A 16,940-nucleotide genomic window follows, 5' to 3' on the forward strand; every position below is an offset into this window, starting at 1 on the left:
GCGGCCCCTTTTGCATCAATGCAGGATCTGGCTCAGGAACAACTTGGTCCGGTCACTGCGCGGCCGGTCGAAGAAGTCATCCGGCGCCGCCTGCTCGACGATCTCGCCCTTGTCCATGAAGATCACCCGGTTCGCCACGGTCCGGGCAAAGCCCATCTCGTGGGTCACGCAGAGCATGGTCATGCCATCCTCGGCCAGGCCCACCATGGTATCGAGCACTTCCTTGACCATTTCCGGGTCCAGCGCCGAGGTCGGCTCGTCGAACAGCATGATTTTCGGTTTCATGCACAACGCGCGGGCAATCGCCACACGCTGCTGCTGGCCACCGGACAACTGCCCTGGGTACTTGTGCGCCTGCTCCGGAATACGCACCCGCTCCAGATAGTGCATGGCAATTTCCTCGGCCTTGCGCCGTGGCATCTTGCGCACCCACATCGGCGCCAGGGTGCAGTTTTCCAGGATGCTCAGGTGCGGGAACAGATTGAAGTGCTGGAACACCATGCCCACTTCGCGGCGAATGGCCTCGATCTGCTTGAGATCGTTGGTCAGCTCCACACCATCGACCACGATGCGCCCCTGCTGGTGCTCTTCCAGGCGGTTGAGGCAACGGATGGTGGTGGATTTGCCCGAGCCGGACGGCCCGCACAGCACGATGCGCTCGCCCTGGCGCACGTTCAGGTTGATGTCCTTGAGCACATGGAACTGGCCGTACCACTTGTTCACGCCCTGCATCTGGATGATGCCTTCGGGGCCGGCAGGCTGCTTGATCGCTTCACTCATTTCGAAACTCCTAACGCTTGTGGCCAGTGTCCAGCTTCCGCTCCAGATGCATGGAGTAGCGGGACATACCGAAACAGAAAATCCAGAACACCAGGGCGGCGAACACGTAGCCCTCGGTAGCCATGCCCAGCCAGGCCGGGTCGGCGGCGGCTTGCTTGACGCTGTTCAGCAGGTCGAACAGGCCGATGATGATCACCAGGCTGGTGTCCTTGAACAAGGCAATGAAGGTGTTGACGATGCCGGGGATCACCAGCTTGAGCGCCTGCGGCAGAATCACCAGACCCATCGCCCGCCAGTAGCCCAGGCCCATGGCCGCGGCAGCTTCGTACTGGCCCTTGGGGATGGCCTGCAGGCCACCACGCACCACCTCGGCGATGTACGCCGACTGGAACAGGATCACGCCGATCATCGCCCGCAACAGCTTGTCGAAGCTCATGCCCTCAGGCAGGAACAACGGCAGCATCACCGATGACATGAACAGCACGGTGATCAGCGGCACGCCACGCCAGAACTCGATGAAGGTCACGCATACCACCTTCACCGCCGGCATCTTCGAGCGCCGCCCCAAGGCCAGCAGGATGCCCAGCGGCAATGCGCCGACAATGCCCACGGTGGCGATCACCAGGGTCAGCATCAGCCCGCCCCACTGGCTGGTCGGTACGTTTTCCAGGCCCAGCACGCCCCCGTGCAGGAGGGTGTAGGCCAGCAGCGGGTACAGCACCAGGAAGCCCAGGCCGTAGAAGGCCTTGCGTGGGAAACGCTTGATGAACAGCGGCGCGGCGCCAAGCACGGCAAGCCACACGGTGAGGTCCACGCGCCAGCGCAACTCGGCCGGGTAGTAGCCATACATGAACTGGCCGAAGCGCTGCTGCACGAACACCCAGCAGGCGCCCTCCTTGGTGCAGTCGGCGCGTGTGGTGCCGACCCAGTTGGCGTCAAGCAACGCCCACTGCAGCAGCGGAGGCACGATCAGCCATACCAGGTAGATGGCAAACAGGGTCAGCAGCGTGTTGAGCCAGCTGGAGAACAGATTGGCACGCATCCATGCGAGCACGCCGACGGTTTTCACCGGTGGCGGCATGTCAGGTTTGAAAACATGGGCATTCACGGGCGTATCCTCACCGCTCGATCAGCGCAATGCGCTTGTTGTACCAGTTCATCAGCAGCGAAATGCTGATGCTGATGGCGAGATAGACACTCATGGTGATGGCGATCACCTCGATAGCCTGGCCGGTCTGGTTGAGCACGGTACCGGCGAACAGCGAGACCATCTCCGGGTAGCCGATACCGGCTGCCAGCGATGAGTTCTTCGCCAGGTTCAGGTACTGGCTGGTCAGCGGCGGGATGATCACCCGCAGTGCCTGGGGGATGATCACCTTGCGCAGGGTCGGCCCCTCGCGCAGGCCAAGCGAGTGCGCGGCCTCGGTCTGGCCATGGCTGACCGAACGGATACCAGAGCGCACGATCTCGGCGATGAACGCAGCGGTATAGATGGTCAACGCCAGGGTCAGCGCCAGCAACTCGGGGATCAGTACCCAGCCACCGACGAAGTTGAATCCTTTCAATTGCGGCACTTCCCAGTGCACAGGGCTGCCGAACAGCAGTGCACAAACGCCCGGAATGGCGATGAACATTGCCAGCCCCACCCAGAACTTGTGGAACGGCACGCCGGTCTCGTCGAAGCGCTTGTTGGCAAAGCGCACCATCGCCACGATGGCCAGCAGCGCCAGGACCAGCGCCACGACGAACGGCCAGAAGCCTTCGGCCATGGATGCGCCGGGCATGTTCAGGCCACGGTTGCTGATGAAGAAGGTGTCGTCGATATTGATGCTGCCCCGCGGTCCCGGCAGGGTCAGGAACACTGCGAAGTACCAGAACAGGATCTGCAGCAACGGCGGGATGTTGCGGAAGGTTTCCACATACACGGTCGCCAGCTTGTTGATCATCCAGTTCGGCGACAACCGCGCCACACCGATGATGAAGCCGAGAATGGTCGCCAGTACCACGCCGATGAAGGTCACCAGCAAGGTATTGAGCAGGCCGATGACGAACACCCGCGCATAGCTGTCGGATTCCACGTAGGGGATCAGATGCTGGGCGATGCCGAAGCCGGCACTGCGGTCGAGGAAGTCGAAGCCCGAGGTGATGCCCCGGTGTTGCAGGTTGGTTTGCGTGTTGTGGAACAGATACCAGCCCAGACCGACCACGAAGACTATCGTGAGGATCTGGAACAGCCACGCGCGCACACGTGGATCGCTCAGGGATAAACCCTTTTGTGCGCCGATTCGATTTTGCATGAAGTGCCCCGGACAGTAGGGTTCCGAACAGCCTGCGGCGGCGGGATGCCGCCGCAGGGTGCAGCCATCAGCGCACAGGTGGCGCGTACTGGATGCCGCCGTTGTTCCACAGGGCGTTCATGCCACGGTCGATCTTCAGGTCGGTGCTTTGGCCCAGGTTCTTCTCGAACACTTCGCCGTAGTTACCGACTTGCTTGACGATCTGCACTACCCAGTCCTTGGGCAGCTTGAGGTCCTTGCCGTACTCACCGTCCGCACCCAGCAGGCGGGCGACGTCCGGGTTCTTGGTGCCTTTGGCCTCGGCCTCTACGTTCTTCGAGGTGATGCCCGCCTCTTCGGCGTTGAGCATGGCGAACAGGGTCCACTTGACGATGCTGAACCATTCCTCGTCGCCTTTGCGCACCACCGGGCCCAGCGGTTCCTTGGAAATGGTTTCCGGCAGTACCACGTAGTCGGCCGGCGCGGCCAGCTTGGAACGCTGGGCGAACAGCTGCGACTTGTCCGAGGTCAGCACGTCGCAACGACCGGACTCCAGCGACTTGGCGCTTTCGTCAGAGGTATCGAAAGTGATCGGGGTATATTTCAGGCCATTGGCGCGGAAGAAGTCCGACACGTTCAGCTCGGTGGTGGTACCGGCCTGGATGCAGATGGTCGCGCCATCGAGCTCCTTGGCGCTGGAAACACCCAGTTTCTTGTTGACCAGGAAGCCGACGCCGTCGTAGTAGGTAACACCGGCGAATACCAGGCCCATGCCCGCATCGCGCGAGCTGGTCCAGGTGGTGTTGCGAGACAGCACGTCGACTTCGCCCGACTGCAGGGCGGTGAAGCGTTCCTTGGCGTTGAGCTGGCTGAACTTGACCTTGGTGGCATCGCCGAACACGGCGGCAGCCACGGCGCGACAGACGTCAGCGTCGATACCAATGATCTTGCCCTGTGCATCAGGTACCGAGAACCCTGGAAGACCGTCGCTCACGCCACACTGGACGAAGCCCTTCTTCTTTACCGCATCTAGGGTGGCGCCGGCCTGGGCGTTGCTCACGGCGCCCAGCGCGGCAGCAGCGGCCAGGACTGCCAGGGTGGTTTTCAACATCTTCATTCACAACCTCCAAATCGCTCTTGTTGTATCGAGCCGGAATTGCACCGCACCCTTTTGAGGCGTATCCGACCCGTGTTGGCTTGTTATTGGGTCAATGGCGCAATGGGCTGTTCTGTGACAGCCTTCGCGTGCAAAGGGTGTTACCGTCACGGCCTGCCCTTTGCATCGTTGGTGGAATTGCAAAGCGCGTACCAAAATTTCTGGCTGTAGCGTTTAAGCGCAAGTCAAGTAGGGAAAGTTGTATCGTTGCGACATTCTTTTTCCGACAATCATTTCCAGCGCCTTCTTTTCACGCACGCCATAACAAGACCCGCACACTTTCGGAGCAGTCATGACCAATCCGCTGATTCTCGAACCGCAGAAAACCGCAGACGCCTGTGTGATCTGGTTGCACGGCCTGGGTGCCGACCGTTACGACTTCCTACCAGTGGCCGAATTCATGCAGGAACGCCTGCTCAGCACCCGTTTCGTCATGCCCCAGGCTCCAACCCGCCCGGTAACCATCAACGGCGGCTACGCCATGCCCAGCTGGTACGACATCAAGGCCATGACCCCGGCCCGCGCCATTGACGAGGCGCAGCTGGAAGAATCGGCCGAGCAGCTCATTGCCCTGATCAAGGCCGAGCAGGCCAAAGGCATCAGCCTGTCGCGGATCTTCCTGGCCGGTTTCTCCCAGGGCGGCGCGGTGGTGCTGCACACTGCCTATATAAAGTGGCAAGAAGCACTGGGTGGGGTGATCGCCCTGTCCACCTACGCCCCCACCTTCAACGACCAGCATCAGTTGAGCGCCTGCCAGCAACGCACCCCGGCCCTGTGCCTGCACGGCGTGCACGACCCGGTGGTGATCCCCGCGATGGGCCGCACCGCCTTCGAGTACCTGAATACCTGGGGCGTAGCCGCCCGCTGGCACGAATACCCGATGGAACATGAAGTGGTGGTGGAAGAGTTGAACGACATCCACGACTGGCTGAGCAAGCAATTGCAATAAGCCAGGGCCGCATGTAGTTGTAAGGCTATTCCACTACGCCGCGCCTGAATCTTGCATTACACTGCCCGGCGTACATTCCTTAACCAGTTGACGAGACGATCGTGCTCAAGGCACTCAAGAAAATCTTCGGCAAGGGAGACGCCGCGCCACAGGCCGTCGCTCCTGCTGCCAGCGTGACGCCGCCTGCGCCCGCCCCCGCCAGCGAGGCCCAGCCTGCGGCAAAACCGGCCGCCTCACGCGCCACCCACGCCCCCCTGGCCGAGCAGCCTGCCACCATTACGCCAGCCGCCGACAAGCCGGCCAAGGACAAACCGCGTCGCGAGCGCAAGCCCAAGCCACAGGCCAGCCTGTGGAAACCGGAGGACTTCGTGGTCGAGCCGCAGGAAGGCAAGACCCGCTTCCACGACTTCAAGCTATCCAACGAGCTGATGCACGCCATCCACGACCTGGGCTTTCCGTACTGCACGCCGATCCAGGCACAGGTGCTGGGTTATACCCTGCGTGGCCAGGACGCCATCGGCCGCGCCCAGACCGGTACCGGCAAGACTGCAGCGTTCCTGATCTCGATCATTTCCCAGCTGCAGCAGACGCCGCCGCCGAAGGAACGCTACATGGGCGAGCCACGCGCGCTGATCATCGCGCCCACCCGCGAGCTGGTGGTGCAGATCGCCAAGGATGCCATCGCCCTGACCAAGTACACCGGCCTGAACGTGATGAGCTTCGTCGGCGGCATGGACTTCGACAAGCAGCTCAAGGCCCTGGAAGCGCGCCATTGCGACATCCTGGTGGCCACTCCGGGCCGCCTGCTGGACTTCAACCAGCGCGGTGAGGTGCACCTGGACATGGTCGAGGTGATGGTGCTGGACGAAGCCGACCGCATGCTCGACATGGGTTTCATCCCCCAGGTGCGTCAGATCATTCGCCAGACGCCGCCGAAAAGCGAGCGCCAGACCCTGCTGTTCTCCGCCACCTTCACCGACGATGTGATGAACCTGGCCAAGCAGTGGACCACGAACCCGGCCATCGTCGAGATCGAGCCGGAGAACGTTGCCAGCGAAACGGTGGAGCAGCACGTCTATGCGGTGGCCGGCAGCGACAAGTACAAGCTGCTGTTCAACCTGGTGACCCAGAACAAGTGGGAACGGGTGATGGTATTCGCCAACCGCAAGGACGAAGTGCGGCGCATCGAGGAAAAACTCGTGCGCGACGGCATCAATGCCGCGCAGCTGTCGGGCGACGTGCCGCAGCACAAGCGTATCCGCACCCTGGAGAACTTCCGCGAAGGGCGCATCACTGTGCTGGTGGCCACCGACGTGGCGGGGCGTGGCATCCACATCGATGGCATCAGCCACGTGATCAACTTCACCCTGCCGGAAGACCCGGACGACTACGTGCACCGCATTGGCCGGACTGGCCGTGCAGGCACCAGTGGTGTGTCGATCAGCTTTGCCGGTGAGGATGACTCGTACCAGCTGCCGGCGATCGAAGAGCTGCTGGGGCGCAAGATCAAGTGTGAAATGCCGCCGGATGAGCTGCTGAAGCCGGTGCCGCGCAAGCATCACTGATTCATCAGCGCTGGCCTGCCCTCTGTAGGAGCGGCCTTGTGTCGCGAAAGGGCCGCATCGCGGCCCCAGCAATCTCTGCATTAATGCTGAAATCCTGGGGCCGCGATGCGGCCCTTTCGCGACACAAGGCCGCTCCTACAAGGAATCAGCGCAGCCTGGCTACCAGCGCTCGGCGGCATCCTGGTCACTCTGCTTCCCTTCTACCCACCGTGCCCCTTCCTGGGTATTTTCCTTCTTCCAGAACGGCGCCCGGGTCTTGAGGTAGTCCATGATGAAGTTGCAGGCATCGAACGCCGCCTGCCGATGGGCACTGGCCACACCTACGAACACGATCGGCTCACCCGGCTCCAGTGCACCGATGCGGTGCAGCACCTCCACCTTGAGCAACGGCCAGCGCTGCTCGGCCTCGACCACGATCTTGGCCAAGGCCTTTTCGGTCATGCCCGGATAGTGCTCGAGGAACATCCCCGCCACTTCGCGGCCATCGTTGAAATCCCGCACGTAGCCGACAAAACCGACCACCGCGCCCACGCCGACATTCGCCGCGTGCATGGCGTTGGTCTCGGCCCCCGGATCGAACGCGCCCTCCTGTACTCGCACAGCCATGTTCAGCCTCCGGTCACCGGCGGGAAGAATGCCACTTCATCGCCCTCTTCCAGCGGTTCATCGAGCTTGCACAGTTCTTCGTTGCGCGCACACATCAGGTTCTGCTCGGCCAGCACTTCGTACTGCCCGCCCTTGGCCACCAAGGCCTGGCGCACATCGTCGAGCACCTTGAACGCACCCTCCACCCGCTCGGCATCCACGCCCAGCAGTTCGCGGTAACGGGCGAAGTACATCACCTTGACCTTCATCACGCCTCCACCTTGTAGTGGCCGCTCTTGCCACCGAGTTTTTCCAGCAGGCGCACCTGTTCGATGACCATGCCTTTATCCACAGCCTTGCACATGTCATAGATCGTCAGCGCAGCCACGCTGGCGGCGGTCAGCGCTTCCATCTCCACGCCGGTCTGCCCGGCCAGCTTGCATCGGGCGACGATACGCACGGCGTCCTGCCCTTCGGCGCTGAGCTCGACCTTGACGCTGGTCAGCATCAGCGGGTGGCACAGCGGGATCAGGTCGCTGGTCTTCTTCGCCGCCTGGATCCCGGCAATGCGCGCCACGGCGAACACGTCGCCCTTGGGGTGTTCACCGTCGACGATCATCTGCAAGGTCTGCGGCAACATGCGCACCCGCGCCTCGGCGGTGGCCTCGCGCTCGGTCACGGCCTTTTCAGTGACGTCGACCATGTTGGCCCGCCCCTGAGAATCAAGATGTGTCAGCACTGCTCTGCTCCTGTGAAGGGAATTCGCAGTGTAAACCTGTGAGTCAGGTTTGAGCAGAGGGTGCGTCAACCGGGCCGGCCTCTTCGCGGGCACGCCCGCGAAGAGGCCGGGCGGAGAACCGCCCGGCACCGAGGGTTACAGATGCGACTCGGCGTACTCGGCCAGCACCGAGCGTGGCACGCCCTGCAGGGTGATATGCACGCCATGGGGGAAGTCCTTGAAGCGCTCGGTCAGGTAGGTCAGGCCCGAGCTGGTCGCGGACAGGTAGGGGGTATCGATCTGCGCCAGGTTGCCCAGGCAGACAACCTTGGAACCGGAACCCGCACGGGTGATGATGGTTTTCATCTGGTGCGGCGTCAGGTTCTGACACTCGTCGATCAGGATCAGGCTCTGCTGGAAGCTACGGCCACGGATGTAGTTCAGCGACTTGAACTGCAACGGCACGCGCTCGAGGATGTACTCGACGCTGCCATGGGTGCTTTCGTCATCCATGTGCAAGGCTTCGAGGTTGTCGGTGATGGCACCCAGCCAGGGTTCCATCTTCTCGGCCTCGGTGCCCGGCAGAAAGCCGATCTCCTGATCCAGCCCCTGCACGCTGCGGGTGGCGATGATGCGTCGGTAGCGCTTGCTGACCATGGTCTGTTCTATCGCCGCAGCCAGGGCCAGGATAGTCTTGCCGGAACCGGCTGCGCCGGTCAGGTTGACCAGGTGGATATCCGGGTCGAGCAGGGCGAACAGCGCCAGGCTCTGGTGGATGTCACGCGGCTTCAGACCCCACGCTTCCTGGTGCAGCAGCGGCTCCTGGTGCAGGTCGAGCAATAGCAGCTCATCGTTGCGGATACCCTTGATCCAGCCGACGAAGCCCTGTTCATCGATGATGAACTCATTGACGTGAACCGCCGGCAGGTTGTCGATCAATTGCACGCGGTGCCAGGTGCGGCCACGCTCCTGACGGGTATCGACCTTGCTCACCCGGTCCCAGAACGAGCCGGTGACCGAATGGTAGCCCTTGGACAGCAAGGACACGTCATCGACCAGCTGATCGGTGCTGTAGTCCTCGGCCGCGATGCCACAGGCACGCGCCTTCAGGCGCATGTTGATGTCTTTGGTGACCAGCACAACGTCCAGGTCGGTGCGCCGGGCGCGTACTTCGAGCAACTGGTTGATGATGATGTTGTCGTTGAGGTTTTCCGGCAGCAGCTTGTTCGGCTCGTTGCGCGGAGTCATCAGGATGGACAGGAAGCCCTTGGGCCCACTCTTGCCACGCTGGATCGGCACGCCCTGCTCGACATCGCTGGGCGAGGAGTCACCAAGGGTCTGGTCGATAAGGCGAATGGCCTGGCGGCATTCGGCGGCGATGCTCTGCTTGCCGGTCTTGAGCTTGTCGAGTTCCTCCAGCACCGTCATCGGGATGGCGACATGGTGCTCCTCGAAGTTCAGTAACGCGTTGGGGTCGTGAATCAGGACGTTGGTATCGAGCACATACAGGATAGGCTTGCTGGAGGAAGGGTTGCGTCCTTGGTCATCCATACTCGGTCACCTTATGTCGAAGCCACACGGCGTGGTCTGTTACGCCGCAGAGTGACTGCCGCTGTCCCCGTATCCGCGTTGTTACGGGCGGGAAGCGAACCTGGCTAGGTGGGCCTGGATGACGCCACCTGTGCTGCAGGAATCGGCTGTCTGGTTTCTTCATACCGCAAAAATGATGACTAGAAAAAGTCTTTTTACGTGCAGGTGAAGTTTATTTTTCCAAATGACGAACAGGGGTTGGCGAGGGGGCGAGTGAGGACTACAGTCAAAAATCAGGCTGGCCTTGCAGGGGCCATCGCCAGCAGGCCATGCACGGTACCTGTGGGAGCTGGCTTGCCGGCGATGGGCTGCGTAGCAGCCCCCTATCACCCCTGGTTGGCATATCCCTGGCAATCTTCCCAACCAATCCCGCTCTGCGCCGTATTGCGCAACAACCACTCTACCGCCGGCTGTGCCTTGGGCAGGCTGTCATGGAACTGGATCACTCCCTTGCGCCACAGCAGCATCAAGGTCAGCACCCGCTGGGCAGAGGCCTCGGCGCTCAGTGCGCCGTCATCCTGTGCATCGATGTCCCACAACGACACCTGCAACTGCTGGCTGGCCATGAACGCCTCGCCATCGGCCCGACGCTGCCCATAAGGCGGCCGGAACAATGGCACATACTGCTCCGGCAGGTCGGCTTGCACCCGCGCCTGGCTGCGTCGCAGCGAGTCCTGCCAGCCTGTCCACTGCGCGTGGGAGCGGTACTCCCAACCCTGGACCCCCACGCACTGCCCGGCATAGACCTTGCGCAAGGTATCTGCCGCGCCGGCATCGCGGCGCTGCTGCAGGCGGTTGCCGAGCACGAAGAACGTGCCTTCAAGCTTTTGCCGACGCAGGTAATCCGCCAGCAGGTCGGTACTGCCGGCATCCGGCCCTGGCCCGCCGACGAAGGTCAGCAGGAACATTCGGTCGTTCAGTTCATCCCCATTGCGCTCACGCGAGGATAGCCGCTCGACCTCGCTGCTGGTCTGCGGCAGCAACGCCGCCTTGCGCAATTGTTCGTCCAGGTAACGCACATGGAACTGGTGGCTAGGCTCGATCCAGCCGGTGTAGAAAGTGCCGACATCGGCAGCGAACGTCGCCGCTTGCGTGCGCAACTCCGCCATCGACGTCACCGGATAGCAGAACGACGCATCCTGCTCGCAACTGCGCTGCGCCTGTTGATAGCCTTCCCACAACCGCTGCCACATGCGCGCCCGCACCTGGCGCACCTTCTGCAGGTTGACTTGCCGTAGCCCCAGGCGTGCCGCCAGCGCCGCGTCGTCCAGCAGTTCGCTTTCGTGAAGTACCTGGGCGAAGGAGAGGATCTCGGCCCGCGAGGCCACATCGAACAACGCCGGGCTGTCCAGCTGTTCGGGCCACAGGCTGCGGTCCAGGCTCACCTGGGGTGATGACGGGGCGGCCTGAACGGCCAGGCTCAGCAGAGCGGCCAGCAAGGCAGAGGCAATACGCACGGTTGAAGGCTCCGCAACGGCGAAACGCGCACTATAGCCTCTGCACCGGCCATGGTCTGTGACTATCGTCGCCATAGTTTGGACTTGCACCGTACAGCCCGTAGAATTCCCCGCCAACGATGCCAGGAGCCGACCCGATGCTGACGGTGATTTCACCCGCCAAGACCCTCGACTACGACACCCCGCCGGTGACCGAGCGTTTCACCCTGCCCCAGTACCTGGACGACTCCCAGGAACTGATCCAGCAGCTGCGCGACCTGTCGCCAGCGCAGATCAGCGAACTGATGCACCTGTCAGACAAGCTCGCCGGCCTGAATGCAGCGCGCTTCGGCAGCTGGACCCCGGACTTCACCCCGGCCAATGCCAAGCAGGCGCTGCTGGCGTTCAAGGGCGACGTGTACACCGGCCTTGATGCCGAGAGCCTGGGCGATGACGATTTCAACTATGCCCAGCAGCACTTGCGCATGCTTTCGGGCCTGTATGGCCTGCTGCGCCCGCTCGACCTGATGCAACCCTACCGCCTTGAAATGGGCACCAAGCTGGCCAACGCCCGCGGCAAGGACCTGTACGCCTTCTGGGGCACGCGCATCAGCGAATGGCTGAACCAGGCCCTGGCCGAACAGGGCGATGACGTGCTGCTGAACCTGGCCAGCAACGAGTATTTCAGCGCGGTGAAACGCAGCGCGCTGAAGGCCCGGGTGATCAACGTCGACTTCAAGGACCTGAAGAACGGCCAGTACAAGATCATCAGCTTCTACGCCAAGAAGGCGCGAGGGATGATGAGCCGCTTCGTCATCCAGCAGCGCATCAGCGACCCGGAGCAACTCAAGCAGTTCGATGTGCAGGAGTACTACTACAGTGCCGAGCAGTCGAAGCCGGACCACCTGGTGTTCCTGCGGGATCATCCTTCCGAGTGATCCTGTCACGCCCTCTTCCCGGCTAAAGCCGCTCCCACAGGTACTCCACTGAACGCAAGACCAGTGCAATACCTGTGGGGGCGGCTTTAGCCGCAAAGAGGCCAGCAGCCATTTACGCATCTCTCTTGCCCCGCAACAGGGCGCACCTCATATCGCCATCACGCCACAAATCCGACGCCAAAAATTCGGCGCACTGCCGCTTATAGCCAAACGCCATAAGACCGTTCGTAGCTTTTTTGACGAATTTTTCAAAATATTTTTCGATGCTGGCATAAAAATATCTCGCAACAGTTTCGCCCTTTATATATCGGGGCAAAACACCCGTGTGCTATCAGATTGAAATTGTCCGCCACTGAAAAAATATTTAGAAATCTTTCATCCACACCGAACCCACCCCGGAACTTCTGCTACGACGAATCGCTCATAGTGCCGTAACGATTTTCCTGCCCCCGGGCTGTGAGAGATGACTTACAGATGACAACGGCAGGTATCCACTACCAGCCCAACAACTTCGACAGGTATGACGGGCACCCCCCGAAGAGCCTGTCCATGCAGGAGAGACGCGTCCCTTTCAATTCGTCCTAGTGGTTGATTTCAAAGGATTTTTCCACTTGAAAAAACAAGCACAGCAAAGCGCCACGTAGCGCCTTGCAATAAAGACGGCTGCATTCCAGGGCACGTTTTTTAATTAATGGCTTTTTACTGCCACATTTGAGTGCATAACTTTTTGCGCTCCGGATTTATTTTGCCTGCGCTCGGCGAAGTGTGCATTTCGCCATGGATCCGTGCGCCCGAAAACTGTTGTTAATCAACCCAGTCCGGCTCTCTCCGGAGGTGCCGACGTGATAAACACATGAGGTGATAGCGATGCGTATCAGCATCTTTGGTTTGGGTTATGTGGGTGCGGTCTGTGCAGGTTGCCTGACGGCGCGAGGCCATGAAGTGATCGGAGTGGATGTGTCCAGCACCAAGATCGACCTGATCAATCAGGGCAAGTCGCCCATCGTCGAACCTGGCCTGGAAGCACTGCTGCAACAGGGCATCGCCAACGGCCGCCTGCGCGGTACTACCGATTTCGCCGAAGCCATCCGTGCCAGCGACGTATCGATGATCTGCGTGGGTACCCCAAGCAAGAAGAACGGCGACCTGGGCCTCGAGTACATCGAGTCGGTGTGCCGCGAAATCGGCTACGTGCTGCGTGACAGCGAGCGCCGCCACACCATCGTGGTACGCAGCACCGTGCTGCCGGGCACCGTGAAGAACGTGGTGATCCCGATCCTCGAAGACTGCTCGGGCAAGAAAGCCGGCGTCGACTTCGGCGTCGCGGTCAACCCGGAATTCCTGCGTGAAAGCACCGCGATCAAGGACTACGACCAGCCACCGATGACCGTCATCGGCGAACTGGACAGCGCCAGCGGCGACATCCTGCAGGCCCTGTACGAAGAGCTCGACGCACCGATCATCCGCAAGCCGATCGAAGTGGCCGAGATGATCAAGTACACCTGCAACGTGTGGCACGCCACCAAGGTCACCTTCGCCAACGAGATCGGCAACATCGCCAAGGCCGTAGGCGTGGATGGCCGTGACGTGATGGACGTGGTCTGCCAGGACAAAGTACTGAACCTGTCCCAGTACTACATGCGCCCTGGCTTCGCCTTCGGCGGCTCGTGCCTGCCCAAGGACGTGCGCGCCCTCACCTATCGCGCCGCCAGCCTCGATGTACGCGCACCGCTGCTCGACTCGCTGATGCGCAGCAACGAATCGCAGGTGCAGAACGCCTTCGAACTGATCGAGGCCCACGACAAGCGCAAGGTCGCCCTGCTCGGCCTGAGCTTCAAGGCCGGCACCGACGACCTGCGTGAAAGCCCGCTGGTGGAACTGGCCGAACGCCTGATCGGCAAGGGCTACCAGCTGGACATCTACGACGAGAACGTCCAGTACGCCCGCGTCCACGGCGCCAACAAGGACTACATCGAGTCGAAAATCCCGCACGTGTCGTCGCTGCTCAACGCCGACTTCCAGAAGGTGATCGACAACGCCGACATCATCGTCCTGGGCAACCGTGACGAGCAGTTCCGTGCGTTGGCCCAGCAAGCGCCGGCCGGCAAGCACGTGATCGACCTGGTCGGCTTCATGAGCAAACCGACCTGCGCCACCAGCCGTACCGAAGGCATCTGCTGGTAAGTGCTGGCCGGGCAGCGGGGGCCTCCCCACCCCGCTGCCCACCTTTTCCCGAATTCTCGACGGATGCTGAACATGCAAAGGATCCAGACAGTGCTGTTGCAGTGCGCCGGTTGGCTGCTCTACATGAGTCTGCTCATGCTGATCGCCCTGGCCCTGCCAGCCGATATCTTCGACTCGCAGTCGAAGCACTTCATCTTCCTGGTCGGCGCAGTCGGCATCTGGCGCTATTCCATGGGCGCCACCCATTTCATCCGCGGCATGATCTTCCTCTACGGCGTGTACCCGTACCTGCGCCGCAAGGTGCAGAAAATGGGCAAGGACGCCGACCCGTCCCACGTTTACCTGATGGTGACCAGCTTCCGCATCGAAGCGCTGACTACCGCCCAGGTGTACAGCTCGGTGATTCGCGAGGCGATCAACTGTGGCTTCCCCACCACCGTGGTCTGCTCGCTGGTGGAGATGTCGGACGAACTGCTGGTGAAAAGCCTGTGGGCCAAATACAACCCGCCCGCCCACGTGAAGCTCGACATCGTGCGCATCGCCGGTACCGGCAAGCGTGACGGCCTGGCCTACGGTTTCCGTGCCATCTCGCGCATGCTGCCGGACGAGAACGCCGTGGTGGCGGTCATCGACGGCGACACCGTGCTGGGCGATGGCGTGGTACGCAAGACCGTGCCGTGGTTCAAGCTGTTCCCCAACGTCGGCGGCCTGACCACCAACGAGTTCTGCGAAGTGCGTGGCGGCTACATCATGAGCGAGTGGCACAAGCTGCGCTTCGCCCAGCGCCACATCAACATGTGCTCGATGGCCCTGTCCAAGCGCGTGCTGACCATGACCGGGCGCATGTCGATGTTCCGCGCCAGCGTGGTGACCAACCCCGAGTTCATCGCCGACGTCGAAAGCGACTCGCTGATGCACTGGCGCCTGGGCCGCTTCAAGTTCCTCACCGGTGACGACAAGTCCAGCTGGTTCAGCCTGATGCGCCTGGGCTACGACACCTTCTACGTGCCGGACGCCGCCATCAACACGGTCGAGCACCCGCCGGAGAAGAGCTTCTTCAAGGCCAGCCGCAAACTGATGTACCGCTGGTACGGCAACAACCTGCGGCAGAACTCCCGCGCGCTGGGCCTCGGCCTGCGCCGCCTGGGCCTGTTCACCAGCATCGTGCTGTTCGACCAGCGCGTGTCGATGTGGACCAGCCTGCTGGGCCTGACCGTGGCGGTAATCGCCAGCCTCAAGTTCGGCATGGGCTTCCTGCTGGTGTACCTGCTGTGGATCGGCATCACCCGTCTGATCCTCACCATCATGCTGCTGTGCTCCGGCCATAACGTGGGCCCGGCCTACCCGCTGATTCTCTATTACAACCAGATCATCGGCGCGCTGATGAAGATCTACGTGTTCTTCCGCCTCGACAAGCAGTCCTGGACGCGTCAGCCCACTGCCCTCAAGCGTGACCTCGCCAGCTTTCAACAATGGTTCAACACCTGGTCCTCGCGGACCATGACCTTCTCGGCTGCCAGCATCTTCGTCGCTGTGCTGTTCATGGTCGTGTGAGCCCAACCCGGATCGGAACTAACAGGAACAAACCACATGAATACCGCCGTGAACGTCAACGTCGTGCATGAGTCCGAAGCCCAGCGCCAGCACGCCCGGGTACGCATCCCCGCCAAGCTGCGCTTCCTCGACCCTCAGCGCCAAGCCCACGATGTGAAAGTCGACGATCTTTCCGCCGGAGGCCTGAGCTTCCACACCAAGCAACCACTGTCGGTTGGCGACGTGCTCCGCGGGCGGCTGCAGTTCACGGTCGACAACCTCGGCCTGTCGATGGACATCGAGTTCCAGGTGCGCTCCTACAACCCGGACAGCGGCCGTACCGGCGCGCAGTTCCAGAACCTCGAGCCACGCGACATCGCCACGCTGCGCCACATCATCACCTCGCACCTCTCGGGTGAACTGATCACTGCTGGCGATGTGCTCAGCACCTTGCAGCGCGACAACTTCACCAAGGCACGCAAGCAGAAGGATGGCGGCAGTGGCCTGAGCGCCTTCGGCCGCCTCAAGGCAGTCACCGTCACCCTCGGTGTATTCGTGGTCGGTGTCGCCGCCTTCGGCTTCATCGCCAAGTCGCTGTACGGCATGTACTTCGTAAGCCATGCCGAAGCCGGCGTGGTCGCGGTACCCACCACCAACGTCACCATGCCGCGCGACGGCACCGTGAACAGCCTGGTCGAAAGCGGTGGCCAGATCGCCAAGGGCGCACCACTGGCCAGCTTCACCACCAGCATGCTGGACATGCTCAAGGGCAACCTGGAAGACGCACAGCTGGAGCCGGCGAAGATCGAGGAACTGTTCGGCAAGCAGCTGTCCGGCACCCTCACCAGCCCGTGTGATTGCGTGGTTGCCCGCCAGCTGGTCGACAACGGCCAGTACGCCGCCAAGGGCCAGCCGATCTTCCAGCTGATCCCGCGTACCACCAACCCGATGATCGAGGCGCGCTTCACCTACCGCCAGTTCGACGAGGTCAAGCCAGGCACCCGGGTCAACTTCCAGGTAGCCGGCGAAGACGAAGTACGCACCGGCCAGATCGTCAGCAGCGCCAGCCTCAACAGCGAAGACCTGGCCGCCGACATCCGTGTGCAGATCAAACCTGACAGCGCCCTGCCCGCCGAACTCGCCGGTCGCCCGGCTTCGGTCAACAGCGACCGTGGCCCATCGCTGAACTGGCTGATCGACAAAGCCATGGCCCGTGGGCTGTAAGAGGAT

At 61.8% G+C, this 16,940-nt stretch carries 15 protein-coding genes; 6 read left to right on the top strand and 9 right to left on the bottom strand.

Features of this window, described 5'->3' with window-relative positions:
* Positions 1-15: 15 nt before the first annotated feature.
* From V3314_RS25620 to V3314_RS25635, 4 genes are all read right to left on the bottom strand, one after another.
* Positions 16-780 (bottom strand): amino acid ABC transporter ATP-binding protein, encoded by a 765-nt coding sequence (locus V3314_RS25620; RefSeq protein WP_003251792.1) that lies wholly within the window; start codon positions 778-780, stop codon positions 16-18.
* Between the two features lie 10 nt (positions 781-790).
* On the bottom strand, positions 791-1,888 hold the full coding sequence (locus tag V3314_RS25625) for an amino acid ABC transporter permease (protein WP_046616500.1): 1,098 nt from the start codon (positions 1,886-1,888) through the stop codon (positions 791-793).
* A 10-nt stretch (positions 1,889-1,898) separates the two neighbouring features.
* Positions 1,899-3,077 (bottom strand): amino acid ABC transporter permease, encoded by a 1,179-nt coding sequence (locus tag V3314_RS25630; RefSeq protein WP_085601197.1) that lies wholly within the window; start codon positions 3,075-3,077, stop codon positions 1,899-1,901.
* A gap of 67 nt (positions 3,078-3,144) precedes the next feature.
* Positions 3,145-4,173, bottom strand: a complete 1,029-nt coding sequence (locus V3314_RS25635; protein WP_046616498.1) for an amino acid ABC transporter substrate-binding protein — start codon at positions 4,171-4,173, stop codon at positions 3,145-3,147.
* Positions 4,174-4,504: 331 nt separating this feature from the next.
* On the opposite strand from V3314_RS25635, the gene V3314_RS25640 reads away from it, so the two are divergent.
* A complete protein-coding gene (locus V3314_RS25640) occupies positions 4,505-5,161 on the top strand; it encodes an alpha/beta fold hydrolase (protein ID WP_108480652.1) in 657 nt (218 codons plus the stop codon).
* Between the two features lie 101 nt (positions 5,162-5,262).
* On the top strand, positions 5,263-6,726 hold the full coding sequence (gene rhlB / locus V3314_RS25645; RefSeq protein WP_046616496.1) for an ATP-dependent RNA helicase RhlB: 1,464 nt from the start codon (positions 5,263-5,265) through the stop codon (positions 6,724-6,726).
* Between the two features lie 159 nt (positions 6,727-6,885).
* On the opposite strand, the gene moaE is transcribed toward rhlB, so the two are convergent.
* The 5 genes from moaE to V3314_RS25670 form a co-directional block, all read right to left on the bottom strand.
* Complete coding sequence (gene moaE / locus V3314_RS25650) at positions 6,886-7,332, bottom strand: molybdopterin synthase catalytic subunit MoaE (protein ID WP_013974144.1); 447 nt, start codon at positions 7,330-7,332, stop codon at positions 6,886-6,888.
* 2 nt (positions 7,333-7,334) lie between these two features.
* On the bottom strand, positions 7,335-7,580 hold the full coding sequence (moaD, locus tag V3314_RS25655) for a molybdopterin converting factor subunit 1 (protein WP_003251777.1): 246 nt from the start codon (positions 7,578-7,580) through the stop codon (positions 7,335-7,337).
* Positions 7,580-8,050, bottom strand: a complete 471-nt coding sequence (gene moaC, locus V3314_RS25660) for a cyclic pyranopterin monophosphate synthase MoaC (protein WP_003251775.1) — start codon at positions 8,048-8,050, stop codon at positions 7,580-7,582. The genes moaD and moaC overlap by 1 nt, the downstream gene beginning before the upstream one ends.
* A gap of 135 nt (positions 8,051-8,185) precedes the next feature.
* A complete protein-coding gene (locus V3314_RS25665; RefSeq protein WP_046617058.1) occupies positions 8,186-9,580 on the bottom strand; it encodes a PhoH family protein in 1,395 nt (464 codons plus the stop codon).
* A gap of 365 nt (positions 9,581-9,945) precedes the next feature.
* On the bottom strand, positions 9,946-11,076 hold the full coding sequence (locus V3314_RS25670) for a polysaccharide deacetylase family protein (RefSeq protein ID WP_046617057.1): 1,131 nt from the start codon (positions 11,074-11,076) through the stop codon (positions 9,946-9,948).
* A gap of 137 nt (positions 11,077-11,213) precedes the next feature.
* Here V3314_RS25670 and yaaA point away from each other — a divergent pair, with 137 nt between their 5' ends.
* The 4 genes from yaaA (at position 11,214) to V3314_RS25690 (ending at position 16,934) form a co-directional block, all read left to right on the top strand.
* Positions 11,214-11,993, top strand: coding sequence for a peroxide stress protein YaaA (gene yaaA / locus V3314_RS25675; RefSeq protein WP_338459786.1), 780 nt, complete (start codon positions 11,214-11,216; stop codon positions 11,991-11,993).
* Positions 11,994-12,860: 867 nt separating this feature from the next.
* Entirely contained in the window at positions 12,861-14,177 is a 1,317-nt protein-coding gene (locus tag V3314_RS25680; RefSeq protein WP_003257136.1) for a UDP-glucose/GDP-mannose dehydrogenase family protein, read from the top strand.
* Between the two features lie 72 nt (positions 14,178-14,249).
* The gene (locus tag V3314_RS25685) at positions 14,250-15,731 is read left to right on the top strand and encodes a glycosyltransferase family 2 protein (protein ID WP_046617055.1); all 1,482 of its coding nucleotides are present in this window, start codon (positions 14,250-14,252) and stop codon (positions 15,729-15,731) included.
* Between the two features lie 36 nt (positions 15,732-15,767).
* Entirely contained in the window at positions 15,768-16,934 is a 1,167-nt protein-coding gene (locus tag V3314_RS25690; RefSeq protein ID WP_046617054.1) for an alginate biosynthesis protein Alg44, read from the top strand.
* Positions 16,935-16,940: the final 6 nt, after the last annotated feature.

The sequence above is a fragment of the Pseudomonas sp. TE3-3-F2023 genome (assembly GCF_036784815.1).
Lineage (GTDB): Bacteria > Pseudomonadota > Gammaproteobacteria > Pseudomonadales > Pseudomonadaceae > Aquipseudomonas > Aquipseudomonas pudica.